This window comes from Haloechinothrix halophila YIM 93223 (assembly GCF_000504245.1).
Taxonomy (GTDB): domain Bacteria; phylum Actinomycetota; class Actinomycetes; order Mycobacteriales; family Pseudonocardiaceae; genus Haloechinothrix_A; species Haloechinothrix_A halophila.
The window spans coordinates 1,070,682-1,097,097 of the sequence record NZ_KI632509.1; the positions used below are offsets into that span (position 1 = coordinate 1,070,682).

Annotated in this window: 28 protein-coding genes and 1 tRNA gene; 15 read left to right on the forward strand and 14 right to left on the reverse strand. The window is 68.0% G+C overall.

Going from position 1 to position 26,416, the window contains the following annotated elements:
• Nucleotides 1-2: 2 nt before the first annotated feature.
• Nucleotides 3-1,202 carry a hypothetical protein gene (locus AMYHA_RS04995; protein WP_231104632.1) on the reverse strand — a complete coding sequence of 400 codons (1,200 nt, stop codon included), beginning with the start codon at nt 1,200-1,202 and terminating at the stop codon, nt 3-5.
• A gap of 311 nt (nt 1,203-1,513) precedes the next feature.
• On the opposite strand from AMYHA_RS04995, the gene AMYHA_RS05000 reads away from it, so the two are divergent.
• The 8 genes from AMYHA_RS05000 (at nt 1,514) to AMYHA_RS05035 (ending at nt 9,377) form a co-directional block, all read left to right on the forward strand.
• Nucleotides 1,514-2,779 (forward strand): aspartate kinase, encoded by a 1,266-nt coding sequence (locus AMYHA_RS05000; RefSeq protein WP_034268443.1) that lies wholly within the window; start codon nt 1,514-1,516, stop codon nt 2,777-2,779.
• Nucleotides 2,779-3,804, forward strand: coding sequence for an aspartate-semialdehyde dehydrogenase (locus tag AMYHA_RS05005; RefSeq protein WP_034268445.1), 1,026 nt, complete (start codon nt 2,779-2,781; stop codon nt 3,802-3,804). The genes AMYHA_RS05000 and AMYHA_RS05005 overlap by 1 nt, the downstream gene beginning before the upstream one ends.
• A 343-nt stretch (nt 3,805-4,147) precedes the next feature.
• Nucleotides 4,148-5,338, forward strand: coding sequence for an RtcB family protein (locus AMYHA_RS05010; RefSeq protein ID WP_034268447.1), 1,191 nt, complete (start codon nt 4,148-4,150; stop codon nt 5,336-5,338).
• 193 nt (nt 5,339-5,531) lie between these two features.
• Nucleotides 5,532-6,155 (forward strand): DUF4178 domain-containing protein, encoded by a 624-nt coding sequence (locus tag AMYHA_RS05015; RefSeq protein ID WP_034268449.1) that lies wholly within the window; start codon nt 5,532-5,534, stop codon nt 6,153-6,155.
• The gene (locus AMYHA_RS05020; protein ID WP_034268452.1) at nt 6,152-6,574 is read left to right on the forward strand and encodes a DUF4247 domain-containing protein; all 423 of its coding nucleotides are present in this window, start codon (nt 6,152-6,154) and stop codon (nt 6,572-6,574) included. Before AMYHA_RS05015 ends, AMYHA_RS05020 begins: the two co-directional genes overlap by 4 nt.
• Entirely contained in the window at nt 6,571-7,305 is a 735-nt protein-coding gene (locus AMYHA_RS05025) for a hypothetical protein (RefSeq protein WP_051399553.1), read from the forward strand. Before AMYHA_RS05020 ends, AMYHA_RS05025 begins: the two co-directional genes overlap by 4 nt.
• Before the next feature lie 42 nt (nt 7,306-7,347).
• Nucleotides 7,348-7,770: a DUF350 domain-containing protein gene (locus tag AMYHA_RS05030; RefSeq protein WP_034268455.1), complete on the forward strand. Its 423-nt coding sequence runs from the start codon at nt 7,348-7,350 to the stop codon at nt 7,768-7,770.
• Between the two features lie 5 nt (nt 7,771-7,775).
• Nucleotides 7,776-9,377: a polyamine aminopropyltransferase gene (locus AMYHA_RS05035; RefSeq protein WP_084036827.1), complete on the forward strand. Its 1,602-nt coding sequence runs from the start codon at nt 7,776-7,778 to the stop codon at nt 9,375-9,377.
• Between the two features lie 46 nt (nt 9,378-9,423).
• Here AMYHA_RS05035 and speD read toward each other — a convergent pair whose 3' ends face one another.
• The gene (gene speD, locus AMYHA_RS05040; RefSeq protein ID WP_196776841.1) at nt 9,424-9,828 is read right to left on the reverse strand and encodes an adenosylmethionine decarboxylase; all 405 of its coding nucleotides are present in this window, start codon (nt 9,826-9,828) and stop codon (nt 9,424-9,426) included.
• A gap of 114 nt (nt 9,829-9,942) precedes the next feature.
• Entirely contained in the window at nt 9,943-10,398 is a 456-nt protein-coding gene (locus AMYHA_RS05045) for a nitroreductase/quinone reductase family protein (protein ID WP_034268459.1), read from the reverse strand.
• Between the two features lie 120 nt (nt 10,399-10,518).
• Here AMYHA_RS05045 and AMYHA_RS05050 point away from each other — a divergent pair, with 120 nt between their 5' ends.
• Complete coding sequence (locus AMYHA_RS05050; protein ID WP_034268462.1) at nt 10,519-11,220, forward strand: TetR/AcrR family transcriptional regulator; 702 nt, start codon at nt 10,519-10,521, stop codon at nt 11,218-11,220.
• Between the two features lie 125 nt (nt 11,221-11,345).
• Here AMYHA_RS05050 and AMYHA_RS05055 read toward each other — a convergent pair whose 3' ends face one another.
• Nucleotides 11,346-12,233: an alpha/beta hydrolase gene (locus AMYHA_RS05055; protein ID WP_034268465.1), complete on the reverse strand. Its 888-nt coding sequence runs from the start codon at nt 12,231-12,233 to the stop codon at nt 11,346-11,348.
• Between the two features lie 18 nt (nt 12,234-12,251).
• Nucleotides 12,252-13,157 carry a serine/threonine dehydratase gene (locus AMYHA_RS05060; RefSeq protein WP_084036829.1) on the reverse strand — a complete coding sequence of 302 codons (906 nt, stop codon included), beginning with the start codon at nt 13,155-13,157 and terminating at the stop codon, nt 12,252-12,254.
• Nucleotides 13,158-13,613: 456 nt separating this feature from the next.
• On the opposite strand from AMYHA_RS05060, the gene AMYHA_RS05065 reads away from it, so the two are divergent.
• On the forward strand, nt 13,614-14,147 hold the full coding sequence (locus AMYHA_RS05065; RefSeq protein WP_157361821.1) for a hypothetical protein: 534 nt from the start codon (nt 13,614-13,616) through the stop codon (nt 14,145-14,147).
• A gap of 77 nt (nt 14,148-14,224) precedes the next feature.
• Here the strand turns inward: AMYHA_RS05065 and AMYHA_RS05070 are convergent, their stop codons facing one another.
• Nucleotides 14,225-15,241, reverse strand: coding sequence for an alpha/beta hydrolase (locus AMYHA_RS05070; protein ID WP_051400331.1), 1,017 nt, complete (start codon nt 15,239-15,241; stop codon nt 14,225-14,227).
• A 206-nt stretch (nt 15,242-15,447) separates the two neighbouring features.
• Between AMYHA_RS05070 and AMYHA_RS05075 the strand changes: the two genes are divergently transcribed.
• Nucleotides 15,448-16,011, forward strand: a complete 564-nt coding sequence (locus AMYHA_RS05075) for an NADPH-dependent FMN reductase (protein WP_034268472.1) — start codon at nt 15,448-15,450, stop codon at nt 16,009-16,011.
• Here the strand turns inward: AMYHA_RS05075 and AMYHA_RS05080 are convergent, their stop codons facing one another.
• The 5 genes from AMYHA_RS05080 to AMYHA_RS05100 form a co-directional block, all read right to left on the reverse strand.
• Entirely contained in the window at nt 16,012-17,844 is a 1,833-nt protein-coding gene (locus AMYHA_RS05080) for a prolyl oligopeptidase family serine peptidase (RefSeq protein WP_034268474.1), read from the reverse strand.
• A gap of 95 nt (nt 17,845-17,939) precedes the next feature.
• Nucleotides 17,940-18,013: transfer RNA gene (locus tag AMYHA_RS05085), tRNA-Pro, on the reverse strand.
• A 29-nt stretch (nt 18,014-18,042) separates the two neighbouring features.
• Nucleotides 18,043-18,987: a metallophosphoesterase gene (locus AMYHA_RS05090; protein WP_051399555.1), complete on the reverse strand. Its 945-nt coding sequence runs from the start codon at nt 18,985-18,987 to the stop codon at nt 18,043-18,045.
• A 133-nt stretch (nt 18,988-19,120) separates the two neighbouring features.
• Nucleotides 19,121-19,426 carry a hypothetical protein gene (locus AMYHA_RS05095; protein WP_157361823.1) on the reverse strand — a complete coding sequence of 102 codons (306 nt, stop codon included), beginning with the start codon at nt 19,424-19,426 and terminating at the stop codon, nt 19,121-19,123.
• Between the two features lie 67 nt (nt 19,427-19,493).
• Complete coding sequence (locus AMYHA_RS05100) at nt 19,494-21,677, reverse strand: transglycosylase domain-containing protein (RefSeq protein ID WP_034268478.1); 2,184 nt, start codon at nt 21,675-21,677, stop codon at nt 19,494-19,496.
• 224 nt (nt 21,678-21,901) lie between these two features.
• On the opposite strand from AMYHA_RS05100, the gene AMYHA_RS05105 reads away from it, so the two are divergent.
• Entirely contained in the window at nt 21,902-22,207 is a 306-nt protein-coding gene (locus tag AMYHA_RS05105; RefSeq protein WP_034268481.1) for a WhiB family transcriptional regulator, read from the forward strand.
• A gap of 64 nt (nt 22,208-22,271) precedes the next feature.
• Here AMYHA_RS05105 and AMYHA_RS05110 read toward each other — a convergent pair whose 3' ends face one another.
• Genes AMYHA_RS05110 through AMYHA_RS05120 form a run of 3 tightly spaced genes read right to left on the reverse strand, consistent with a single transcriptional unit; the run spans nt 22,272 to nt 24,732 of the window.
• Complete coding sequence (locus tag AMYHA_RS05110) at nt 22,272-23,414, reverse strand: ArsA family ATPase (protein WP_034268484.1); 1,143 nt, start codon at nt 23,412-23,414, stop codon at nt 22,272-22,274.
• A 2-nt stretch (nt 23,415-23,416) separates the two neighbouring features.
• Nucleotides 23,417-24,427, reverse strand: coding sequence for an ArsA-related P-loop ATPase (locus tag AMYHA_RS05115; protein WP_034268487.1), 1,011 nt, complete (start codon nt 24,425-24,427; stop codon nt 23,417-23,419).
• Between the two features lie 56 nt (nt 24,428-24,483).
• Nucleotides 24,484-24,732 carry a hypothetical protein gene (locus AMYHA_RS05120; RefSeq protein ID WP_034268489.1) on the reverse strand — a complete coding sequence of 83 codons (249 nt, stop codon included), beginning with the start codon at nt 24,730-24,732 and terminating at the stop codon, nt 24,484-24,486.
• A 208-nt stretch (nt 24,733-24,940) separates the two neighbouring features.
• Here AMYHA_RS05120 and AMYHA_RS26830 point away from each other — a divergent pair, with 208 nt between their 5' ends.
• Genes AMYHA_RS26830 through AMYHA_RS05130 form a run of 3 tightly spaced genes read left to right on the forward strand, consistent with a single transcriptional unit; the run spans nt 24,941 to nt 26,412 of the window.
• The gene (locus AMYHA_RS26830) at nt 24,941-25,102 is read left to right on the forward strand and encodes a DUF4177 domain-containing protein (RefSeq protein WP_157361826.1); all 162 of its coding nucleotides are present in this window, start codon (nt 24,941-24,943) and stop codon (nt 25,100-25,102) included.
• Nucleotides 25,103-25,108: 6 nt separating this feature from the next.
• Nucleotides 25,109-25,573 (forward strand): RidA family protein, encoded by a 465-nt coding sequence (locus AMYHA_RS05125; RefSeq protein WP_034268492.1) that lies wholly within the window; start codon nt 25,109-25,111, stop codon nt 25,571-25,573.
• 17 nt (nt 25,574-25,590) lie between these two features.
• The gene (locus tag AMYHA_RS05130) at nt 25,591-26,412 is read left to right on the forward strand and encodes an NUDIX hydrolase (RefSeq protein ID WP_231104915.1); all 822 of its coding nucleotides are present in this window, start codon (nt 25,591-25,593) and stop codon (nt 26,410-26,412) included.
• The last annotated feature ends 4 nt before the right edge of the window (nt 26,413-26,416 follow it).

The following is a 26,416-nucleotide window of genomic DNA, read 5'->3' on the forward strand; positions in this document are numbered from 1 at the left end:
AGTTATATCGCGTACGGCCAGGTGACAAGCGCGTGCGCACCGAACCAGCCGCTCACCACGGTCACCGCGGCCAGCACTACCAGCGTCGTCGCCGGTTTGCGCTTAGCCAGCCCGAGCGCGACGGGGATGAGCAGTGTGAACGCGGGCAGCAGCAGCCTCGCCTTCGAATTCATCAGTCCGTTCGAACCGAGGTCCATCACCAGCACGCCGAGGCCATACATCATCAGCGGCCACTCCACCCGGCGGACGAACCCGACGACCACCAGTACGACGGCGGCGAGTAGCACCATGACCGTGCCGACCTCGTGTACCGACTCCGAACGCGCGATGGCCTCGCCCGTGAACCGCAGCGTGGCGGCACCGCCGTCGAACGCGGAGTTCCACCCCTGCTGCTGCAGTTCGCTCCAGCCGCCGAGCTGGGTGAGGACACCCTGCCCTTGCCGGATCTGCGCGCCAGCCCACCACAGGTACCCCACCAGGCCCACCGGTGCGAGCAGGAGACCGGCGAGCGGACGCAACGCCGGACGGCCGCCCCTGCGGCGGAGCTCCATCGCACAGGCGAAGGCCGCGGCGCCCACCGCGAGGACGAGCGCGAGCCCGCTCGGTCGCACCAGCCCGGCCAACGCACACAGCACGCCGGCCCACACCCACTGCCGCCGCAGCACGAACACCAGCGACCACGCGGCGAGCGCGCAGAACAGGGCCTCGGAGTACGTCATCGACAGCACGACGCCCATCGGAGACGCGGCGAACAGGGCCACAAGGATCAGCCCGACCCGGCGGGAGCCGCCCCGGATCAGCATGCCGATGTGGACGAGCGCGTACGCCGCCGCGATCCCGGCGAGGATGCTGACGACGAACGCGGCGGTGTCCACGGACAACCACGTCAGATCGGCCAGCCAACCGGTCAGTGTCGGGTAGCCGGGAAAGAACGCCAGTGGCGTCTGCGCGGTGCGTTCGCCGTGTGCGTCGAGCAGCCAGTCCGGCGCATCGGTATATCCGCCGGTGGCGATGCCGAGGTACCACTGGCCGTCCCACGCCGTCAGCGAGCGGTGCACCGTTGTGTTGTTCGGACCGGCGAGCAGGACGAGGATCAGCACGCCGATGTGGCGCACGACGAGGTAGACCAGCGCGGGCATGAACGCGAGCAGCGCTTGGGAGGTGCGGTCGCGGCGCGGCGTACCGGCTGGGGCCGGCGACACGCGCGAAGCTGACTGCGGCTCGATGAGCGCTACGGTGTCCGTCGGACTCACTGCGGGGCTTTCCGGAAGGTAGGCGACGCTGGTGCGTCTAGCCTAGTGTGGTGCGTGCGACGCCGTTGGCACGACATCATCGCGAACCCATCACGGCTGGTAGAAGCCGCGCACATGGGTGCACGGAAAGTGGTCGGTGCCACATCGGTACCGCATTCGGGTTGGGTCGGCCGGTACCCTTGGTTCAGCTACAGGGACGACGCCCGCCCCGATACAAGGACTGGGGCCTGGGCGCTCCCGTTGGAGGAGGTTGGCGCGCAGTGGCGCTCGTAGTCCAGAAGTACGGCGGATCGTCGTTGGAGAGCGCGGATCGCATCAGAAGCGTTGCCGAACGCATCGTGGAAACCAAAAACGCAGGTAACGACGTTGTCGTTGTGTGTTCCGCGATGGGTGACACGACGGACGAACTGCTCGATCTGGCAGGCCAAGTCAATCCGGACCCGCCGGAGCGCGAGATGGACATGTTGCTCACCGCCGGTGAGCGCATCTCGAACGCGCTCGTGGCGATGGCCATCAGCAAACTCGACACGGAAGCGTGGTCGTTCACCGGGTCGCAGGCTGGTATTTCCACCACGGCCGCGCACGGCGACGCCCGCATCGTGGAGGTGTCACCAACGCGAGTGACGGAAGCGCTCGATCAGGGATACATCGCCTTGGTCGCGGGCTTCCAGGGTGTCTCGAAGGACACCAAGGACATCACCACACTCGGCCGCGGCGGCTCGGACATGACGGCCGTCGCGCTCGCGGCGGCGCTGAAGGCCGATGAGTGTGAGATCTACTCCGACGTCGACGGGGTCTACACCGCGGACCCGAGGATCGTGTCGGACGCACGCAAGCTGGACACCGTTCCCTACGAAGAGATGCTCGAACTGGCCGCGACCGGTTCGAAGATCCTGCATCTGCGTTCGGTCGAGTACGCACGGCGCTACGGGGTGCCGCTGCGGGTTCGATCGTCCTACAGCACCAAACCGGGCACGCTCGTGGCCGGATCGATCGAGGAGATTCCCGTGGAACAGGCGCTGATCACCGGCGTGTCGCACGACAAGTCAGAAGCCAAGATCACCGTGACCGACGTGCCGGACTACAAGGGCGCGGCGGCGCGGATCTTCCGGGCGGTCGCCGACGCCAACATCGACATCGACATGGTGCTGCAGAACGCCTCGCGCACCTCGTCCGGAGTCACCGACATCACCTTCACGCTGTCGATCGACAACGGCCCGAAGGCCGTCGCGGCGCTGGAGCAGATCAAGGACGAGGCCGGATTCGACGCGGTGCTCTACGACGACCACGTCGGCAAGGTCTCGCTGGTCGGCGCTGGGATGCGCTCGCACCCCGGTGTCACGGCGAAGTTCTGTGAGTCGCTCGCCGAGTCGGGTGTCAACATCGAGATGATCAACACCTCGGAGATCCGCATCTCGGTGCTGATCCGCGACACCGACGTCGAGGACGCGGTGCGGTGCATCCACGAGGCATTCGACCTCGGTGGCGACGAGGAAGCCGTCGTCTACGCGGGGAGTGGTCGCTGATGCGGATCGGTATTGTCGGCGCGACCGGCCAGGTCGGCGCCGTGATGCGCAGGCTGCTCGAAGAGCGTGATTTCCCGGTCGACGAGATCCGGTACTTCGCGTCCGCACGTTCGGCAGGTAAGACGCTGCCGTGGCGCGGCAAGGACATCGTCGTCGAGGACACGGAGACGGCAGACCCGTCCGGCCTCGATGTGGCGCTGTTCTCCGCGGGCGGCTCGACGTCGAAGGCGCAAGCGCCCCGGTTCGCCGAGGCGGGCGTGACGGTGATCGACAACTCGTCGGCCTGGCGGCTCGACCCCGAGGTCCCGCTGGTCGTCAGCGAGGTCAATCCGCAGGCGGTGAAGGAGGCCCGCAAGGGCATCATCGCCAACCCGAACTGCACCACCATGGCCGCGATGCCGGTGCTCAAGCCGCTGCACGACGAAGCGGGCCTGGTGCGGCTGATCGCCAGCACCTACCAGGCGGTGTCCGGCAGCGGGCTCGCCGGCGTCGATGAGCTGGCGGAGCAGATCACGGCGGCAGGATCGGACGCGCCGAAGCTGACCCACGACGGCTCGGCCGTCGAGCTCGGCGAGCCGTCCAAGTACGCGCGGAACATCGCGTTCAACGTGCTGGCCATGGCTGGCTCGATCGTGGACGACGGCTCCTTCGAGACCGACGAGGAGCAGAAGCTCCGCAATGAGAGCCGCAAGATCCTCGACATTCCCGAGCTGCGGGTTTCCGGTACGTGCGTGCGGGTTCCGGTGTTCACCGGGCACGCGCTGTCGATCAACGCGGAGTTCGCCCGGCCGCTGTCGGTCGAGCGGGCGACGGAGCTGCTCAACGGCGCTGTCGGCGTGGAGCTGTCCGACATCCCGACGCCGCTGCAGGCGGCGGGTAACGACCCGAGCTACGTCGGCCGCATCCGGCAGGACCCGGGCGTCGACGATGGTCGCGGCCTCGCGCTGTTCGTCACCGGCGACAACCTCCGCAAGGGCGCCGCACTGAACACGGTCCAGATCGCGGAGCTCATCGCCCAGCAGTAAGGCGGCGCAGCCGCGCGAGTCGCACCTTATCTCGCGCGAGTTGCCCGTTCCGGGCGCGCGCGAGTTCCGACTTCCGGTGCCGCGTGTTCCCCATTCGAGGAGTGCGGCCCGGTGCCGCCGCTGCTGCCGGAGTCCGGCGTGATCGATGCCTACCACCGGGTGTGCCGTACCGGAGAGTGGAGGAGCGAGAGCGGACCTGACCTTCCCTTTACGGTGTCCGTAGGGCGGAACACACATCGCCGCAACTGGTTTTCTCGCAGGTCAGAGCGGGAAAACCAGTTGTGATGGCTTCGTGCGTCGCGGATTCTGAGGCACCGCAGCGGCAGCAAGGGAAGGGGCAGTCATGCATACCGCAGTAGGTGGCGCCCGCGTGCCGATCCGCATGTGGACCGATCCGAGCACGGTCGAGGACGCCGCTCTCCGCCAACTGCACAACATCGCGAACCTGCCGTGGACGCACGGCCTCGCCGTGATGCCCGACGTCCACCTCGGCAAGGGCGCCACGGTCGGCAGTGTCATCGCGATGCGCGACGCCGTCTCGCCCGCGGCCGTCGGCGTCGACATCGGGTGCGGGATGAGCGCGGTGCGCACCTCGCTGTACGCCGATGATCTGCCGGACGACCTCGGCAGGCTGCGGCGCGCGATCGAGGACGCCGTCCCGGTGGGCTTCGCGGGACACAAGGCGCCGGTCGATCCAGCGCGAGTGCATGGCGTTGGCGGTTGGGACCGGTTTTGGCGCGGCTTTCGCGAGCTGCACGGCGGCGTGCAGAAGATGTGGAGCAAGGCCCGCAACCAGATGGGCACCCTCGGCGGCGGCAACCACTTCATCGAGGTGTGTCTTGAGCAGGGCGACGACGACGCCGGACGGGTGTGGCTGATGCTGCACTCCGGCTCGCGTGGCATCGGAAACCAGCTCGCACAGCGCCACATGGAGATCGCGGCGAAGCAACCGCACAACGCGGACCTGCCTGACCGTGACCTCGCGGTGTTCCTCGCGGGCACGCCCGAGATGGCCGCGTACCGCAGGGACCTGTTCTGGGCGCAGGAGTACGCCGCCCGGAACCGGGCGACGATGGTGGCGCTGATCAAGCGGTCCGTCGCCAGCGTTGTGCCGTGGGTGCGCTTCGACGATGCGATCAGTTGCCATCACAACTACGTCGCGGAGGAGCGCTACGACGACGTCGAGTTGCTGGTCACGCGGAAGGGCGCGATCCGGGCTGGTGCCGGTGACTTGGGGATCATCCCGGGGTCGATGGGCACAGGGTCGTACATCGTGCGTGGCTTGGGTAATGCTGAGTCGTTCCAGTCCGCCGCGCACGGCGCTGGCCGGGCGATGTCCCGGACGAAGGCGCGCAAGACGTTCACCGAGAGCGACCTCGCGGCGCAGACCGAGGGCGTCGAGTGCCGCAAGGACGGCGGCGTGGTGGACGAGATTCCCGCCGCTTACAAGGACATCGAGTCCGTGATCGCCGCCCAGACCGATTTGGTCGAGGTCGTCGCCCACCTCAAGCAGGTCGTCTGCGTCAAGGGCTGACCGCGCGGCGCGTCCGGCTCCGGTGCCAAGTGCATCGGGGTCCGGACGCCTGCGCGGTCGCGAACCGGGATCAAAATTGCGCATACCCGTCACCGAACCGGTTATCGCGTGGGTAGGGTGAGCCCGGCATTTGGCCATCGCGGCGGGCGGCATCCGAGCCTGGCCGCAGGCCCGGATTCACTGGGGAGTACATATGCCGGAAGCGTTGCTCGTCGTGCTGGTACTCGTGCTGATCGCGCTGGCCGTGGTGGCGATCGTGCTGGTGTTGCGCACGAAGCAGCGGCAGGCCCAGCCGAAGGCGACCGCTCCGGCCGACCCGTTCCACTCGGCCGACACCGATGCGGTGCGCGGCGACCCGCGCAAGCTCGCGCCGGGTGCGCTCGTCGAGATCAGGGGCACCTCGTACGCGGTCAGGGGCAGCCTGCACATGGCCGAAGGCGCGTGGACCTGGGACGAACACCTGCTTGAGACGGCGGAGGGACACAACGCCTGGTTGTCCGTCGAGGAGGACCCTGAGCTGGAACTGGTGCTCTTCACCGATGTGCCGGGTGAATCGGTGTCGGCGGACAAGACCATCGAGCTCGCGGGCACGATCTACCGGCTGACGGATTCCGGCACCGCGCGGTTCACCGGCCAGGGCACCACGGGGCTGAACCCGTCCGGCACGGTGAAGTACCGCGACTACGAGGGCGACGGCAAGGCCCGCCTCGCGCTGGAGGACTTTGGCACCGGCACGTGGACGGTCAGCGTCGGTGAGGTGCTCTCGCGCTACGAGGTGCGGGTGTATCCGGACACGTCGGCGGGGGAAGACCAGTGAGCAGCAAATTCTGGTTCGTCATCGCGGGAGTCCTCGCCGTGATCGGCGGGGTCATCGCGCTGAACATGTTCGTGTTCTCCGGTATGAGCCCTCGTGGCTACGTCGCCAAGGAGTTCACTCGCATGAGCGGGAACGGCGATGACGTGACCTACACATCCAGCCAGTCGCCGAGCAAGGTGGCGGACAGGATCGCCGGCGAGTGGCGTCCGGTCACGCAGTATGTCGACGACTCCGGTATCTACCTGCGCTACTCCGATGACGCGATCATCATCACGCCGCGCAGGCCTGGCTCGCTGATCCGGGTCATGGACGACGACCGCGCCTACCGCACCTACTACTACTTCCTCGGCGGTAGCTGGGGCTGGTCGTCACCGCACGGCGAGAGTTTCCGTGGCCGGGGACCGGGGAGCGGGAAATGATGCGGCGGCTGCGCTGGGTCGTGAGCGGACTGCTGTTCGCGGTGGCCGCGATGGCGCTGAGCGGGTGCACGGTCGACCCCGAGGTCGACCCGTACTCGTCAGCCATGTACTACGACGGAGCGCCGATCCCACGGTTCACGTCGGTCGACGCGGAGAACCTCGCAGGCGACCTCGCCGATGCCGAGCAGCGGCACGGCATGTGCTTCGGCTGGTCGCTGCTCGATGGCTCGACCAACATCGCGCAGACCGGTTCGAGTCGAGGCCCCGATATCGACGCGAGCACCTGCGAGAGCTATGCCATTGTGCGGCTGAGTGTCGGCTACACCAGTGAGAGCAGCGAGTTCAATGACGCCGCTGGTATCGAGGTCTTCGGCTCGCCGGATCACCCCGCGGTGAACAGCTTGAGCGAGGCCGACTTCGAACGACTCGGCATCACGCGGGAGGTGATGGTCGACGACCCGGTCGCCGCCACAGGTCACGCCGCGCTGGCGCTGCCGTTGCTGTTGATCGAGGCTGGCGAGCTGGAACCCGTCGACGACACCGCTGCGGACACGAACGGCGCGGCGACCGCGACGGCGCGGCCGCTGCCCGACGCGGGAGGCACCGACTTCCCGATCACCGGCATCGTCAGCATCGGGCTGTTCGGGCTGAGCGCGGTCGGCGCGGTGGTGACCGGCGTCGTGATGTCGCGGAAGACGTCGAGCGGCGAGGGCTCGCCGCCAACCAGCTGATCGACCAACCCCTGAGACTCCGGACGACAAAGGACCAACGACATGCTGGAACTCGGCAACGGCCTGCTGGCCACCATCGCCTACGGCGCCGTCGGCACCCTGCTGATGGCGCTCGGCTTCCTGCTGGTCGATCTCGCGACGCCAGGCAAGCTGCGCGAGTTGATCTGGGCGCGGGGCAATCCCAACGCCGCCGTGCTGCTGTCCTCCGGCTTGATTGGCGTCGGGGTCGTCGTCACGACGGCCATCCTGACCAGCGAGGACAGCCTGGCAGCCGGGCTACTGTCCACCCTGCTCTACGGCATGATGGGCCTGGTGCTGATGTCGGTGGCCTTTGTGCTGCTCGACCTGGCGACGCCCGGCAGGCTCGGCGAGATTCTCACTCGCCCCGAGCCGCATCCCGCCGCGTGGGTGTCGGCGTCCGTGCACCTGGCGATCAGCGCGATCATCGCCGCGTCCGTGAGCTGATCCACGTGGCGGAGCCGGTCACCGCGGCCGAGGCACCGGAGCGGCCGCCGGACGACGTACCGCAGGCGTCGAGCACGCGGCAGCGGCTGGCGCGGACCGCCGTGTTGTTCGCGGCGTTCGTGTGCGCCGCCTGCGGGCTGGTGTACGAGCTGGCGCTGGTCGCGCTGGGCAGCTACCTCATCGGCGACACCATCGGGCAGGCCTCGCTGGTGCTGTCGATCATGGTGTTCGCGATGGGTGTCGGCGCGCTGGCCGCGAAGCCGTTCCAGCGCTGGGCCGAGGCGGCGTTCGCGGGGGTCGAGATCGCGCTGGCGCTGCTCGGCGGGTTGAGCGTGCTGCTGCTGTACGGCGCGTTCGCGTGGTTGAGTCTCTACACGCCCGCGCTGATCGTGATCGCCGTCCTGCTGGGGCTGCTCATCGGGGCGGAGATCCCGCTGCTGATGGTGTTGCTGCAGCGCATCCGGCGACAGGACGCCGGTTCGGCGGTAGCCGACATCTCGGCGGCCGACTACATCGGCGCGCTGCTCGGCGGGTTGTCGTTTCCCTTCCTACTGCTGCCGATGTTCGGGCAGATCCGGGGCGCGCTGTTGGTCGGTGCGCTCAACGCCGTCGTCGGCCTTGGCCTGGTGCTGACCGTGTTTCGCGGCAGGCTGGGCCGCTTTGCCCGGTACGGCCTGACGGTGGCCGCGATGGCGGTGACCGGCGTGCTCATGTTGACGTTCGTGTTCGCGGGGCGTTACGAGTATGCCGCGCGGCAAGCGCTCTACGCCGACCCGGTGATCCACGCCGAGCGCACGCCGTACCAGGAGATCGTGATCACCGAGTCGTCACCGCTGACCGGTTCGGACGATACGCGGCTCTACCTCAACGGCGACTTGCAGTTCAGCTCGGTCGACGAGTATCGCTACCACGAGGCGCTGGTGCATCCGGCGATGGCGGCGCGTCCGGGATCGGTGCTGATCCTGGGAGGCGGGGACGGCCTCGCGCTGCGCGAGGTGCTGCGGTACGACTCGGTGGAGCGGGTGCGGCTGGTGGAACTGGACCCCGCGGTGGTCTCGCTCGCCCGCTCGGACGCGTGGATGACCAGCCTCAACGATGACGCTCTTGCCGACGATCGGGTGCGGGTAACCACGGCGGACGCCTTCCAGTGGCTGCGGGACAATGCCGAGCGATTCGACACGGTCATCGTCGACATGCCTGACCCTGACTCGACGCCTACCGCCAAGCTGTACTCGGTGGAGTTCTACACACTGCTGCGCCACGCGCTCGCACCAGGCGGGACGGTCGCCGTGCAGTCCGGGTCACCGTACTTCGCGCCGAAGTCGTACTGGTCCATCGCGGTGTCGATGGCGGAGGCCGGGTGGCGCAGCAGGCCGTACCACGTCTCGGTGCCCAGCTTCGGTGACTGGGGTTTTCACCTGGCGGCGGTCGACCGTCGTCCGCGACTGCGGCTGGCCGATGGGCTCCGGCTGCGCTCGCTGGACACGGCCACGCTGCGTGCCGCCGGAGTGTTCCCGGTCGACAGGAGGCAGGTCGACGTCCTGCCGTCGACGCTGATGCGGCCCAGAATTCTGGAGTACGCCGGTGAGGAGTGGGTGACGTACTGAGGGTGCGGATCAGCCGACGGTGATGCCGACGCCCCGCGTGCTCGATTCAACCAGCCACGACGCCCTTGCCCCGGTGGTGCTCGGACAGTTCGATCCGATCCGGGCCGAACGCATCGGTGAGCACCGGGATGGCGTGGCGCGGGTCGGCGTCGCCGCACAGGAAGACGTCCAGTGCGGCGTAGTCGTGCTCCGGCCAGGTGTGGATGCTGATGTGCGACTCCGCCAGTACGACGACGCCGGAGACACCGCCGGTGCTGGCGAACTCGTGGATGTGGCTGGACAGCACGGTGGCCCCCGCCGCCTCGGCAGCCTTACGTAGCGCCGCGTCCGCCAGGCCTGGGTCGTCCAGATGCGTTGCGCCGAAAAGGTCGAGCAGCACATGGATGCCCGCGACGTCCCGTGCCGTTGTCGGCTGGTCTGGACGCGCGCGATCGCCGGAGGTGCGGGGCATGCCGACCAGTGTGTCGTATCCGGTGCCGGGAGTGGTCCGGTTTGGGGGAATCTGTGTCATGCGCGGCTGGTTCGCCAGGATCCATGCGTCGTCGGTGCCGGCACCGGTCCATCCTCATGTGCGCGGCTGGTCGGCTAGCCGGAAAACGGGGTGACGTTGGGCTGCCGTGAGGAGTTCCGCGTCGGTCGAGTCCGCCGTGCTGCCGTTGACGTACGGCCGCACCTGCCACTCCCAGCGGGCCAGGTAGGCGCGCAGGATCGCGGGCTTGTCGACGTCGGCGACCTCGACGGCCGCGTACTGCCACGCTGACCTGCCCCGGCGCAGTTCGCACTCGCCTGCCGCACGCAGGTTGCGCACCCATTGAGTCTGCCCACGCGGCGAGACCAGATAGCGCACGCCATCGACGTCGATCGGATTCACCGGCACCGTGCGCCACTCGCCGCTGGTCCGTCCGCGCACCGCCAGCACGCGCGCGCCGAAGAGCGGGACATGTAACCGCAGCAATGCGGCTACGACCGCGTTGGATGTCCGGGCCAGCTTGCCGGGAGCGTTGTGGTGTGTCGCGGCCATGTCTCTCCTTAGAGATCAGTGCTCACTGTTATGGACAGTGTTCTCGTCAAGAAGTGGTCAAGTCAAGAGCAGTGCTCACAAACAGGAACATCCATCGCAGTTGTGGCACACTGACGCGCTATGAACGCCATCCGAACGGCGCGGCAGCGCGCACGCGACGAATTGACTCGCGAGATCAAGGCGGAGGCCAGGCGGCAAGTCGTCGCCGAAGGTCCGCAGCGGTTGTCGCTGCGCTCGATCGCCCGTGAACTTGGAATGGCCTCGTCAGCGATCTACCGGTACTTCCCCAGTCGCGACGACTTGCTGACCGCGCTGATCATCGATGCCTATGATTCGCTCGGTGCCGCGGTCGAGCACGTCGAGCATCATGTGCCGCGCGAGAACATCCGTGCGCGATGGCAGGCGATGTGCGCAGGGGTCCGGTCATGGGCGCGGCAGCACACCCAGGAGTACGCGCTGGTCTACGGCTCGCCGGTGCCCGGTTACCGAGCCCCTGAGGAGACCATCGCGCCCGCGAGCCGGGTCGCGGCCGTGCTCGGTCAGCTGCTGGCCGATGGCTGGGAGGCGAATGTGCTGCGTCCGGTGCGAGCGCCGTCGTTGCCGCCCGGGCTTGCCGGGCAGGCAGGCCGTGTCGCCGACACCATCGCGCCGGGCGTGCCAGCGGAGGTGCTCGCGCAGGCGCTGGTCGCGTGGACGCAGCTGTTCGGCATGGTCAGCTTCGAGTTGTTCGGTCACCTGGTCGGCAGCGCCGACCCCGCAGACGAGTTCTTCGATCACGCGGTGGAATGCATGGCCGATCTGATGGGGCTGCCAGCGGCGTAATCAGGCGGCCAGGGTTGCGCTCCGCGGCACGACCGCGGTGATCATGAGGCGTTGCGGTCGCTATGGCGACCAGAACGCCTCATGATCCACTCGTGGCGAGCCGTCACGCACGCGATGAGCGACGTCTACTCCGGCAGCAGGTGGCGGCGCAGAAACTCGGTCTGGTCGCTCACCGCGCGTTCGAAGTTGTTACCGACGTAGATGTCGAAATGCCCGATTGGGTAGCGCTTCACCTCGCCACGCGGGGCCTGCTCCGCCCACTTGGCGGAGTTGTCGGCGGGGCAGAGCGTGTCCTCGTCCGTGATGCACCACAGCGCGGGGCACTGCACACGCTTGGCCTTCGTGCCCGGCCGGTACAGCGGCACGCGCAGGCCGATGCGGGCCGCGACCCGGTTCTCCCACACCGTGTCCTGCGGCACCAGCGCCATCATGCCGGGTTTGGCGTCGGGTGTGGTCATAGCGCCTGGGCTGCCGGGGTCGCTGACGGCGGGCAGGTAGTGCGGCGGCTTGCCGAGAGCGGCGTTCACCTGGTCGCGCAGGGCGTGCACGGTCAGCGACGCCGCGTGCTTTGGGCCGACCGCACGCAACGTCGCGAGTCCGTCGGAGAACGGACACTGTGCCACGATCGCGGCGATCCGCTTGTCTTCGGCGGCGAGCGAGACGACGTGCCCGCCGGAGTACGACGAGCCGAACAGTGCCACCCGCGCCGGGTCGGCCCAGTCGATGTTGCGGGCCTCCGCGATCGCCGCGCGCCAGTCGTCCAACTGCTTGCCGATATCGAGCAGCTGACGCGGCTCGCCGCCGCTCGCGCCGAAGTGCCGGTAGTCGAACAGCAGCACGCCGATGCCTGCCGTGGCGAACCGCTCGGCGTAGGCGTCGAGGCGCAGCTCGCGCGTGGCGGAGAAGCCGTGCGCCATGACGACGATCGGGTGCGGGCCCTCGCCGTCCGGCCGGTACAGCCAGGCAGCGCAGTCGGTGCCGTGCGAGGTGAAGGTCAGGTCGGTGCGAGCCATGGGGGTAATCGTGCCTCGTCAGGCTGAGGGCGTCCATGTGGCGTTCGCGCCGCACAACACCAGGCACGGCAGCTCGCCCGGCACGCGGCCTGCCACGAGCGCCGCGAGTGGCGCGGCCGCTGCCGGTTCCACCGCCAGGCGGAACTCCTCCCACAGCAGGTCGCGCGCGGCGAGGATTTCGTCGTCGGTCACGAGCACCGAGGTGACGTCGGCCGAGCGCAGCACCTCGAACGGGACGTCACCGATCCTGGTGGCGCCCAGCGCGGATGCGGCCACCGAGTCGACGTCGGTGTCCACCGGATCGCCCGCCGACAACGCCTGGTGCAAGCAGCTGCAGCCGTGCGGTTCGACGGCAACAGTCGTCCTGCCCTCCGAGCCGAGCGTGGTGCCCGCTGCGAGTCCGCCACCGCCAACGGCGACCACGACCGTGTCCACATCGGGCGCTTCCCGTGCGATCTCTCGCGCCACGGTGCCCTGACCAGCAATGACGTCCGGGTCGTTGTACGCCTCGACGTAGCGGGCGCCGGTTCGAGCGACGGCATCGTGCGCGGCGGCAGCACACTCCGCGTAGGTCGCGCCATGCCGGATCAGGGTGGCGCCCGCCTCCTCGATGCGGCGCGCTTTCATCTCGGGCACGGTCTCCGGCACGTACACCGTGACGGGCAGGCCGAGGCTCTTCGCGGCGGTGGCGACCCCGAGGCCGTGATTGCCGCCCGATGCGGTGATCACCTGCTCCGGTCGTTCGCCGCTGGTCAGTGCGTTCAGCGCGCCTCGGAGCTTGAAGGAACCGGTGCGTTGGAGGTGCTCCAGCTTGAGCAAGCACTCTCGGCCGCCTACCTCCGTGCGCAGCAGCGGGGTGCGCCGGACGTGGCCGTGGACGCGGGTGGCGGCGGTGTCGACGTCAATCGCGGTGGGGATTCGCACGTGGTTCAGTCTGCCGAACTCGGAACTCGCCGCCCCATACCGGGGACTCGCGCATGCCGCGGTTGCCCGATCAGGATGATCAAGCCTTGTGGGTGATCTTGGTCGTAACTGTAGATCAACATGACCTACTCAGGTGAGGTACCCGCCGCTGTCGAGTGAGGTCGGTGTGAAAGCACGCCGAACTGTTTGCGCAAAGTAGTTGTTCCGCCTCCCGTGTGGGTGCTTGCGGCTCATTCGTTCCGGGGGGTCCCGCCGACCGGGGGTCATCAATTCTTCCAGCGTGCCGTCCACCGGAGTGGTGAGCGCGAGTAGTGATCGGCTCAACCGAGGAGTACGGATTATTCCAGCGCCACATACAGCCCATTTCAGGGCGGACACGGACGCTGTGAGGAGTACGCAATGAAAGGCAAAATCGCTCGCACGATTGCCATTATCGCGACCGGAAGCATCCTTTCGGTGACTGGCGCGGGAGTCGCAGGGGCAAGTCCGTCGGACGACGTCATCGGCACCGGTTCCAGTTCAGCCAGCATGGTCGATGTCGCGGGCCATCTCAGCGAGCTTCGCGTCGAACTCGCCGACACCATGGAACAGTCCAATTTCACCGCGATGGGATTCGCCCTCGACGAGACCAAGACACTCGTCACCGGCATCGTCAGCGGGCAACGTAGTTCGATCTCCAGCGAGACCGTCACCTTGGCCAAACAGGCATCGGCGCAAACCGACGAAGTCGAGGCCGCACTGGCGGAGGTCCAGGCACGGATCGGGGGATTGCCCGACCCGGTCGCGTTGCTGCGGTCGCTGCTGAAGAGCTTGCTGACCACACTGTCGGCCCTGATCGACAGCATCCTCGGCGGCGTGCCGTCGGTGTCTGACCTCGGTGTCGGTGGGGTTCCAGGCGTACCAGACGTCGGTGGCGCTCCCGAGGCACCAGACGTCGGTGACGTCACCGAAGGCGGCGACGGCGGTGGGCTCCCAGTGCCAACGCCATAATGCTCCCGTCAGCGCTATTCTGAGCGTTTCTGATGGGGGAAGGAATCCGGCGCCGGTAGCCCCGGCGCCGGATTCCGCTATTTCGCGGTCAAATCGAGCCCCGTTCGCAGCACACCGGCGATTTCCAGCGTCGCTTCGCGGAACCGAGAGCTGAGTCCGAGCAGGTTCACGAAACCGTGGATGAGGTCCCAATGCCGGTGCAGCGTGACCGGCACACCCGCCGCTTTCAGCGCGTCGTAATACGCCTCGCCGTTATCGCGCAGCGGATCGAAACCGGCGGTGATCACGGCGGCGGGCGGCAGTCCGCTGAGGTCCTTGGCGAGCAACGGCGACAGCCGGGGGTCGGATTTGTCGGTGCCTTCCGGCACGTAGTGGCCCTCGAACCAGTTCATGTCGTCGTCGGTGAGGAAGAAGCCGTCGCTGAAGAGCTCCCGGGACGCCCGTCGGTTGACGAAGTCGACCTCGGGGTAAATCAGCAGCTGGAACGCGGGCAGGTGGCCGCCGGTGTCTTTGGCTTGCTGCGCGACGACCGCCGCGAGGTTGCCGCCAGCGCTGTCTCCGCCCACCGCGATCCGGTTCGGGTCGGCGCCCAGCGCCTCGGCGTTGGCGACGACGTAGTCATAGGTGTCGATGGCGTCCTCGACCGCGGCGGGGAACGGGTGCTCCGGTGCGAGCCGGTAGTCGACGCTCAGTGCCCGCACCCCGGCATGCTGCGCGAGGAAACGCACGGTGTCGTCGTGGGTCTCGACGTTGCCGACCACCCAGCCGCCACCGTGGTAGAACACCAGCAGCGGGGCGTTCTTGCCGACGTGATTCGGGATGTAGAGCCGGGAGTGCAGTTCGCCGCCGCGCGCGGGGATGCGCACCGGTCTGCTCTGCATCGGCGGCTTGCTGACGCGTTCGGCGATCTTGGCCGAGCCGTCGAGGCTAGTCCGTGCGGCCTCGGGCGACGCGGCCGCGAGCCTGATTCCCGCGAACTGGTTGATCCGCAACATCAGCTGGGCATCGACGTCGAGTGTCTGCCCGTCGAGCTCGATCGGCCTGCCTGCCAAGAGCCGCCGGACGGAGTGGGGTAACGCCATCGCGGCACGCATAGTTGCTGCTTGCACCGGGATCGGAATCCGCTCGGCGAGTGTCGGCACTGGTGTCCTCCTCTGCGGTAATGCTGGTCATCAGCAGTCTGGCACGGTCGTGCGCCGCCGTGGGAGTGCGAGCAAGGACACGTCGGCTGGACCTCCATTGGGCTCGAAGTCGTACGGTGCTTTCGAGCGAGCACGCGCCGATGTGAGGAGAATGAGGCATGGCCAGTAACCGGGCGATCACCGTGGTGGGCATCGGCGGCTCCCTTCGGGAGGGCTCGCAGTCCGAACACGCGTTGCGCGCCGTGCTCGCCGGGGCTGAAAGCGCAGGTGCGAGCACTGTGGAGATCACAGGCGAGCGGCTCGTGCTGCCGTTCTACGACATCGCGATCGACGAACGCTCCGACGCCGCGCGCGATCTCGTGGCCGCGATTCGTGCCGCCGATGGACTTGTCGTGGTGTCGCCCGGATATCACGGCGGACCATCCGGTCTGGTGAAAAACGCCCTCGACTACGTCGAGGACCTTCGTCACGACGCGCGCCCCTACCTCCACGGTCGCGCGGTCGGCACAGTTGCCGTCGCGCACGGCTGGCAGGCGGCCGTGACGACCCTGAATCAGCTCCGCACGACGGTGCACGCACTCCGCGGCTGGCCGACCCCGCTCGGCGGCGCGGTGAACTCGGTGGAGACCAAGTTCGACGAGACCGGCCAGGCCAGCGACGCGAAGGTGGAGACGACACTGCGCACCATCGGTGAGCAGGTCGTCGACTTCGCTCTGCGGTGATCAGCCGAGCGTGCGGAGGGCGAAGTCGACCTCGATGGCGGTCTGCTTGATGGTCTCGGCGACCACGAGTGAGCCGTGGCCCGCGTCGTAGCGGTAGAACTCGTACCGCGCACCGCGCTTGGCGAGCCGGTCCAGGTAGTTCTCGATTTGCTGGATCGGGCAGCGCGGGTCGTTGTCGCCGGCGAGTACCAGAAGCGGGGCGCTGACGTCGTCCACGTATGTCAGTGGCGAGCACTTCTGGTACACCTCGGGCACGTCGTCCGGCGAGCCGCCGAACAGTGCCCGGTCGAACGCACGGAGCTGTTCCATCTCGTCGTGGTAGGCGGTGACGTAGTCCGCGACAGGCACCACGGAGATGCCTGCCGCCCAGCGGTCCGGCTGTGTGCCCAGCGCGAGCAGCGAGAGATAGCCGCCCCAGGACGCGCCGTTGACCACGCTCTTGGCGGGGTCGGTGATGCCGTTGGCGACGGCCCAGTCGTGGACGGCGGCGACATCCTCCAGCTCGGTGAGCCCAGGACGCCCCTCGATCGCGTCCCGCCATGCCGAGCCGTAGCCGGTCGAGCCCCGGTAGTTCACCTCAACCACCGCGAACCCGGCGTCCACCCAGACCGCGCGGTAGGCGGAGAACCGGTCTTCGTCGGCGGCGTGCGGCCCACCGTGCAGCGAAAACATCGTGGGTAGCGGGCCGTCCGGCGCGTCGGCGGGGCGGGAGATGAGCGTGTGGATCGGTCCGCCGGGCCCGTCGACGTAGGTATCGGTGATCGCGACGGACTCCGGCGCGCGTTCCCCTGGCGGGGTGAGCAGCACGGTGTCCTCGCCGGTGACCGCGCGGGTGCGGATCGCGGGCGGGGTCTGTGCGCTGGACCAGGCGTATTCGATCGCACCGTCCGGTCGCACACCAGCGCCGCCGATCCTGCCGGGCGGGGTGTCGATGCCGGTCAGCGTGCCGGTGTCGAGGTCGTAGCTGTGCAGCGTGCTGCGACCGGAGTGGAAGTGGACGACGAGCAGCGCGGTCCCGTCCGGGTACCAGGTCGCGGCGACCTCGCCGGGCAGGTCGAGCGAGATCTCGGTCTCGGTGTCGCGCGCGACGTCCCAGATCAGCAGCTCTTCCTTGCCGTGCCGCTCGTGCAGCACCAGCAGCCGCTGATCGCCAGGGACGGGGGAAAACTCCAGCGCATCAAGGCCCTTGCCTGGCCCGTCCCACTTCTCGGCCACCAGCCCGAAGCCGTCCGTGGCGAGCACGCGCAGCGCGGGGTGGCGGGAGTCGCCGTGCTCGGAGTGGCTGATCGCGAGGAGCGCCTCATCGCGGGACAGCGCCGCGACTCCGGCGTCGTGTTCGCTCGCATACGCCGTGCGGGTGGTGCCGTCCGAGTGGGTGTAGATCGTGGTGCCGTCGTCGGTGGACACGCCGACGGCGGTGACGCTGAGGCCGGGTTCGAGGCCGGCCGGGTAGCCGTCAGGGATATCCGGCAGGCTCGCCGGAGCGGCGTCTTCCTGGTCGTGCCGCGCGAACGGCTCGTGCACCCAGTGGCCGTACTCGTCGCCGTCGGTGTCGTTGAACCACCAGATCGCGCTGCCGTCGGGCGCGACGGTGGCGTGCACCGTGCCGTTCGGCCGGTCGGTGATCTTGCGGTGCTCGTCGGTGGCGCGATCCCAGGCGTAGATCTCGAACACGCCGCTGAGGTTTGAGATGTAGATGTTGGCCGAGGGCTCGTCGCGAGCCCACTCTGGCGAGGACATCCGCGCCGCGGTGAAGCGGGCGCGCCAGCGGGCCTCGGCCGCTGGATCTGCGAACAGGCTGTCCGGCACCGTCGGTTCAGGGTGATTCGTCACGAGTAGATGGTGTCACGTCGACGCGTGACGTAAGCGCGGCCCTGACATGAAAAAGCGGCCCAAGTCCGTAGTGGACCTGGGCCGCTTTCTCTGCGTCGGGGTGGCGGGATTTGAACCCACGACCTCCTCGACCCGAACGAGGCACGCTACCAAGCTGCGCCACACCCCGATGCCGTGTATCTCGGGCCGTCAACGAGTCTAACGGACGCCGATTCCGGCGTTGAACCGGGACTCCCCCGCTTGATCCGCGGACGTCGAGCCGCGCGGCACCAGCGTCAGCAGGCTCGCTTCCGGCGGGCAGGCGAACCGGACCGGCGCGAAGGGTGACGTGCCGAGTCCCGCCGAGACGTGCAGCCACATGTCCGAGCCCCACCGTGACGCGCCGCGCGCCCGCGAGCGGTCCAGCTCGCAGTTGGTGACGAGCGCGCCGATACCGGGCACCCGTAGCTGGCCGCCGTGGGTGTGACCGGCGAGGACCAGGTCGTAGCCGTCCGAGGCGAACGGATCGAGCACCCGGGGCTCCGGTGAGTGGGTGATGCCGAGTCGCAGTGCCGCGTCGGCGTCCGGCTTGCCTGCGATCTCGCTGTACCGGTCGTAGTGCAGGTGCGGGTCGTCCACGCCCGCCACGACGAGCCGCTGTCCAGCGACGGTGATCGTCTCCCTGGTGTGAGTGAGGTCATGCCAGCCACGCTCGATGAACACCGCGCGCAGGTCCTGCCACGGCAGCGGCGGGCCGTGGATGTGCTTGCGGTTCTCCTCGCTCTCGAACAGATACCGCGCCGGGTTCTTCGGTTTCGGCCCGAAGTAGTCGTTGCTGCCGAAGATGAACAGCCCTGGGAAGTCAAGCAGCGGCCCGAGCGCGCGCAGCACGGCGGGCACCGCCGCCGCGTGGGACAGGTTGTCGCCGGTGTTGACGACGAGGTCCGGCTCAAGCTCGGCCAGCGAGGCCACCCAGCGCTGCTTGGCGGTGTGGCCGGGCAGCATGTGCAGGTCGGAGACGTGCAGCACCCGCAGCGGCCGTGCGTCGCGGGCGAGGACGGGCAACTCTGCCGTGCGCAGGGTGAAGCGTCGCCGTTCGATGCCTGCGGCGTATCCGAGTGTCGCAGCGGCCACCGCTGCTGTCCCCGTCAAGAGGCGTTTCATCATCATCCTTGGGGTGACGTGTCTCCGAGCGTGCGTGCCTGTGCCGTTGCCGACCCACGTGACGGGGACGGACGTAGGAATCCACTCGACCAAGCGGGCTTATGATGACACAGCCCGACTCCAGCTCGTCGCGTCACGGTAGCGGTCGGTCCCGGAGCGAGGAGTCGACTCGCCGTCGCTCATTCAGCTCGATGAGGGCGATCGTGAGCCGGAACACGGAGAGGCACATTCCCGGAAACAGCGCCATCGCCCACATTGCCGTGTGCCCGTCGAGAAACACGATGAGCGCGAACGACGCGACCAGGTGGGCCGACATAGCACGGGCGCGCGAACGCGGGGACCGCCACTTCAGAGCGGCGAGGGCGACGGAGATGACCGCTATCGGCAGGTAGAGGTAGAGGACGATCATGACGACGTACATGCGACCAAGCTCGCTCACTCACGTTCGGGGACGCCTGTCGAGCTCGATGATCGAGAGCTGTCACTCCCCTCCATGACTGGCTAAACTAGCCATCCTCATCCTCATCCTCGTGCATCTTCGCGTACTTCGGATGCGGCTTCGGCAGGTCCTTCTTCGGCAGGTTCGCGTGGATCTTTTTCATCGCGCCGAACCAGGTGTCCGCCGGGGTCCTGGCACCCTGCATGTTTCCGGCTCCCTCCTCGCACGCCCGTACGTTTCCCGGCCCCGCGTAGCAGAGGCTGCCGAGCTGGTTATCTGGCCGGAACACCATCGCCGCGCCGGCCAGCTGCGGCGTCGCGCCGACGAACGTGGATGCCTTGGCGCCCTGTGCGGTACCGGTCTTGCCGATCATCGGTCGAGCCCAGCCGACCTTCGCGGCTGCGCCGCGCGCGGTACCCCTGGTGTGGTCGACACCGAGCCCGACGGCGAGGGTGTCCGCCAGCGCCTCCGGAATAACCCGTTCGCATGGCTCTTCCTGGATCTTGACCGTGTTGCCGTTGCGGTCGGTGACCTTGGCGATCGGCGTCGGCGGGCACCATACGCCACCACTCATGATGGTCGCGGCGACGTTGGCTAGTTCCAGCCCGCTGACCGCGGCAGGTCCAAGCGTGAACGAGCCACCGCCCGGATGGTTCTCGGTCGGCTTGTAGACCTCGGCCTGGCTGAGCCTGACCTCGAGCTTCTCCGCGTCAGGGTCAGGCGGCGCTCCATTGCCGTTGGCTGCCATCGAGCGGCGCAGGCCGAGCTTCTTGGCCATGTTCACCACCGGGCCCATGCCCGTCTTCTCTTCCAGGATCACGAACGCCGTGTTCGGTGACTTCGCCAGCGCGTCCTGCAGCGTGATGGATTTACCGAAACTCGCTCCCGGGTAGTTCTGCACGCAGTACTGCGGGTTCCCGGGGCACGAGGTCTGGCCCTCCGCGGTGAACACGGGCGAGATGTGGAAGTTGGGTGCGGAGATCTTGTCGAAGATGCCCGCGACACCTTCTTGCATGGCCGCCGCCGCTGTGAAGATCTTGAACGTCGAGCCACCGCCGCCGACGTTCCTGACATCCGACGGCAGCGCGAAGACGGTCTGGCCCTTGCTCTTGTCCGGCCCGTAGTCCTTGTTGGCGGCGAGCGCGACCACCTTGTGTCGCTTCTTTCCTGGCTTGACCAGTGACAGCGTGTTCGCGACGTTGGGCTCGGTCTTGCTCACCTGGAACTCGGCGGAGTCCTTAGCGTGCTGGTTCGCCTTGCGGTCGAGCGTCGTCTTGATGGTGTAACCGCCGGTGTAGAGGTCGTCCTTGTCCATCCCGGCGCGCAGCAGGTAGTCCTCCACGTACTGGCAGAAGAAGCCGTGGTCAGGACCTGCGCCGACGCAGTTGGCCGCTGGTTTGCTCGGTCCGCCAGGCAGCACGCCGAGCGGCTCGTCCTTGAGCTTCTCGGCATCCTCTTCGCTGAGCTTGCGGTTCTCCACCATCTTGTCCAGCACGAGGTTGCGCCGCTTCTTCGCGTCCTCCGGGTGATTCCACGGGTCGAGCGCGGTTGGGTTGTTGACCATGCCCGCCAGCAGCGCACCCTGCGCGGCGTCCAGCTCTTTCGCCGAGACACCGAAGTACGCGCGGGCGGCAGCGCCGACGCCGAAGATGCGGCGGGAGAACTCGACGATGTTGAGGTATCCGGTGAGGATCTCCTCTTTGCTCATCTTGGTTTCGAGCTGGACGGCGATCCGCGCTTCTTTCAGCTTGCGCGCGATGGTCTGTTCCTGGGCCTTTTGCCTGCCGATGATGTGCTTCGGGTTGTTGTCGTTCCAGTAGACGACGTTGATCAGGTAGTTCTTGACGTACTGCTGTGTCAGCGTCGACGCGCCCTGGGTGTCGCCACCCTGCGTGTTGCTGATGGCGGCACGCGCGGTGCCCTTCCAATCGACGCCGTCGTGCTCGTAGAAGCGCTTGTCCTCGATCGAGATCAGCGCCCACTTCATCGCGTCCGAGATCTGATCACTCGCGGTGGGGATGCGGTATTGCTGATACAGCGTCGCAATGGGCTTGTTGTTGGCGTCGGTCACGGTCGTGACCAGGGGCGGTGGCACGTTCGCCAGCTCAGTCGAGGTGTTGTCGACGGTCGCGCTCGCCTGGTTGGACATGACACCTAGTCCCCCGACGAATGGGAACAGCATGCCCGCGAGCAGCACGCCTGCCAGCAGGCACAGTCCGAGCAACTTGAAGATGCCATCCGTCTTACGCACGTCCCCGATGTTACGTCCTCCCGCCGGGGTCGCGCCCGGCTGGCGGGGTAGTGCGAGTGGCCGAGAACGATCAGGCCCTGCTTGTTACGACGGCATGAATTTGGATCACCCAGCTTGGCGAGGGGAACCAACGGGCTCTACAGTCCGTCAACGTCTCACGTACTGGCGCCGGGGAGCGCCGTTGGCGGAGAAGTGAGCATGACACAGCAGAGGGAGCTGGGGGTATGAACAGCACAGAGCCGGACTGGCGCATGGCCGCTGCCTGCCGCGACACCGATCCGGATGGTCTCTTCGTCCGGGGTGCCGAGCAGAACAGGGCGAAATTGGTCTGCATGGCCTGCCCCGTTCGTACCGAATGTCTAGCCGAAGCGCTGGACAATCGGATCACCTTCGGCGTCTGGGGCGGCATGACTGAGCGGGAGCGACGCGCGTTGCTGCGTCGCAGGCCGGACGTCCAGTCATGGCGTGACCTGCTCGAAGAGGCCCGGCGGGAGCACGGCGACGCGGAGCAGCCCGCTCGAGTCGGCTAAGTCGATCCGATGCTCGGTGCGGTGAATGACGCTGTGCCCGCATGGGATGCGGCGACGGTGTCATTCACCGCGCGGTGCCGTTGCCGGACAGCCGCTCGCCGATCACTCGCAGGCCGGCCACGTCGTTGACGTCGCCTGGCAGCGCTGGCACGCCGACGACGGGAACGCCGGGATGGGCGCGGGTGAACCGTGCGAGCAGGCGCTGTTCTCGCTGTTCAAGGGTGGCCCGGTCGGCGTGCAGCCGAAGCACGGCTGCGGCGAGCGGGCCGTTGCCCTCGCGCTCAAGCGACTCAGCGGCGGCGAGCGCCTTGGTGGCGGGCAGGTCGGCGAGCACGGGATGGGTCCGGTTCGCCACCAGCCCTTGCAACGGCATCGACTCTTCGGACAGCCGCTCGACGAAGTAGCTCGCCTCGCGCAGCGCATCCGGCTCCGGGGCGGCGACCACCAGGAACGACGTGCCAGGCGAGCGTAGGAGCTCCGCCGTCTTGGTCGCGCGCTCCTTGAACCCGCCTGCCGTGCTGTTGAACGCTTGCATGAACGCCGATGCGTCGGTGAGCAGTTGCCCGCCGATCACGGTGGAGATCGCCTTGGTCGCCATCGCGAGCCCTGCGGTGAACGCCTTGCGGACACCCCAGCCGCCCGCGCGGGCCGGGCTGGTCAGCAGCTTGATCAGCCTGCTGTCCAACGCACTGGACAGCCGTTTCGGCGCGTCGAGGAAGTCGAGCGCTGACCGGCTCGGCGGGGTGTCGACGATGATCAGGTCCCACTCGCCGTCCGCGACGAGCTGGCCGAGCTTCTCCATCGCCATGTACTCCTGCGTGCCGGAGAAGGACGTCGATACTGTCTGATAGAAGGGGCTGGCCAGCAGCTCCTCGGCACGGCCCGGTTCGGAATGCGCGATGATCATGTCGTCGAACGTGCGACGCATGTCCAGCATCATCGCCCACAGCTCACCGGCGGGCTCGAAACCGTTGAGCTCGACTCGCTTCGGCACGTTGCCCAGCTCTTCGAGTCCGAGCGACTGCGCGAGCCTGCGGGCGGGGTCGATGGTCAGCACCACCGTCGTCCTGCCGCGCTCCGCGGCGCGCAGCGCGAGCGCCGCCGCTGTCGTCGTCTTCCCGACGCCGCCGGAGCCACAACACACGACGACCTTGGTCTTCGGGTTGTCGATCAGGGTGTCGATGTCCAGGTGCTTCGCCTGCGCCATCGTTACCGCACCCCCTTCTCGACCAGCAGGTCGGCTATCTCGTACAGCGACGCGACGTCGACGCCCTCCGTGATGTCCGGGATCTCGATGCGCGGCTGGTTGGCCTCGCCCAGCTGTTCCATCGCCGAACGCTCGGTGGCGATCCGGATGGCGTGCTCCACCGTCTCGGCCACAAGGCCGTCCAGCACATCGGGTGAGAGATCAAGACCAGCGGCTTCGAGGCCGGAGCGCACCCGTGAGGTGTTGACCCTGCCGTCGGCGGCCGCGCTGATCGAGCGGGCGGGCAGCCGAGGCGGGCGCACCCGGTTGATCAGCACCGCGCCGGGCCGCAGCTTCGCCTCGACGAGTTCGTCGATGGCCTCCAGCGTCTCCCTGATCGGCATCTCTTCGAGCAGCGTCACCAGGTGCACCGCCGTCTCCGGGGAGTGCAGCAGCTTCACGACACCCTCTGCCTGCCCCCTGATCGGCCCGCTCTTGGTGATGTCGCTGAGCGCGCGGGTGACGTCGAGGAACTTCACCACGCGCCCTGTCGGCGGGGAGTCGACGACGACGTGGTCGTAGCTGTGGCGGCCGTCGGACTCCCTGCGGGTCACGCACTCTTTGATCTTGCCGGTGAGCAGCACGTCCCGCAGCCCTGGCGCGAGCGTCGTCGCGAACTCGATCGCGCCCATCCTGCGCAGCGTGCGTCCCGCGAAGCCGAGGTTGTAGAACATTTCGAAGTACTCGAGCAGCGCGGCCTCGGCATCGATGTGCAGCGCACACAGCTCGCCGCCGTCCGGCGCGGAGACGAGGTGCCGCTCGCCGTAGGGCATGGGTTCGGTGTCGAACATTTGCGCGATGCCCTGCCTGCCCTCGACCTCGACCAGCAGCACCCTGCGTCCGCCGCTGGCGAGTGCGAGGGCGAGCGACGAGGCGACCGTGGTCTTCCCCGTTCCCCCCTTGCCGGTCACGAAATGCAAGCGAGCCCGCCTGAGTTCTCGAGTCCAGCCGGAGCCTCCGAGCGGTGTTGTCACGGCCGACAGAGTAACCGGTCAATGCACCGATTGGGGTGAAGGGCGTTCGCGCGGGCTCAGGAAGCCAGCACCATCGCGGTGACGACGACGCCCGCCACGACAACGATCGTCCAGGTCACGGCGGCGGGCAGTACTGTGACCATCAGGACACCGGTGACCAGCATCGCGGCGACGCCGATGGCGCCCGCGACCGCTGTCTGCCCGCCGGAGCCGGTCCGCTCACGCACCTTGGCCATCGTCAGCAGCACGAGCGTGATCCCGGCAGCGACGAACAGCGCCGTCGCGAAGATCCGCCACGCGTCCATACCGGACAACCTAACCCGTCCCTATGGTCACGCCGGTGCCGGGCGTGCCTGAAGTGACAGGCGCGGGGGACACGCACCAGCGCGGCCTGGCTCGCTAGGCTGCGGGAAAGAACAACTAATCTCGCGACCGGCACCGGTGGCAACGTGATCAGTGGTACTGAGTGCGGAGCAAGCCCGCCGGCGTGTGAGGCAACGAGAGGACAGGTGCATGAGCGCGACCACATGGGAGTACGCGACGGTTCCGCTGCTGATCCACGCGACCAAGCAGATCCTGGACCAGTGGGGCGCTGACGGCTGGGAGCTGGTCACCGTGCTGCCGAACCCGACCGGTGAGCAGCACGTCGCCTACCTCAAGCGGCCGAAGGGCTGAGCGCCGATGAGCTGGAGCGCACGGCTCATCGAGCTGGATATCGACCTGCCGACGGTGGTTCCGCCGGTCGCGGCGTATGTGCCCGCGACTCGCAGCGGGAACATGGTCTACACCTCGGGCCAACTGCCGATCACCGACGGCCAGCTCGCGGTGGCGGGCAAGGTCGGTGGCGAGGTCAGCGCGGAGGAAGCCAAGGGGCACGCTCGCACCTGTGCACTGAACGCGCTCGCCGCCGTGCACAGCCTCGTCGGCATCGACTCGATCGTCCGGGTGGTCAAGGTCGTCGGCTTCGTAGCTTCCGCTGACGGCTTCACCGGCCAGCCCGGTGTCGTCAACGGTGCGTCCGAGCTGCTTGGCGAGGTTTTCGGCGATGCTGGCCAGCATGCCCGCTCCGCTGTCGGTGTCGCTGAGCTGCCACTCGGCGCGCCGGTTGAGGTGGAGATGATCGTCGAGGTCGGGGAATCCGTGTGACGAGCTGGCCCAAGTCGGTGCCATTGCCGGACGACTTCGTCCCGCCAGAGACCCCTGAGGTGCCAGCTACCCCGAAGGACGCGGCGACGGTGATGCTGGTGCGCGATGCCGCCGCGCACGGCAACGCATCAGGCATCGAGGTGTTCCTGCAGCGCAGGGTGGCTGGCATGGCCTTCGCGGGCGGGATGACGGTCTTCCCTGGCGGCGGCCTCGACCAGCGTGACGTAGACAGCACCGTCAGCGCCGTGGCCTGGCATGGGCCGGACGCCTCGGCATGGGCCGACTGGCTCGGCTGCGAGACGTCGCTGGCGCGGGGCCTGGTGTGCGCGGCCGTACGGGAGACGTTCGAGGAGTCCGGTGTGCTGCTCGCGGGCGACGCCGACGGCACGATCGTCGCCGACTCGACGCCGTACCACGACGCCCGCGAGGCGCTGATCTCGCGGGAGCTGTCGCTGGCGGCGTTCCTGGACGACGCGGGGTTGGTGCTGCGCGCCGACCTGTTGCGGCCGTGGGCGAGCTGGGTGACTCCCGCGCAGGAGCCGCGCCGCTACGACGCCCGCTTCTTCCTCGCGGCCCTGCCGGAGGGCCAGCGAGCCGACGACGCGACCACCGAGACGGAGTCGTCGTCGTGGGTGCGGCCAGCCGACGCGCTGGCCGAAGCCGACGAGGGAAAGCGGCCGATGATGCCACCGACCAGGGTCACGCTCGCCGAACTCGCCGAGTACGACTCGGTAGCGAGCGCTCTCGCCGCGCACAGGGAGATCCCCCGGGTCGAACCAACCATCGTGCGCGACAGTAGCGGCGTCCGCGTCGAGTTCCTGCCGCCCCGAGGAGAGTGACCCG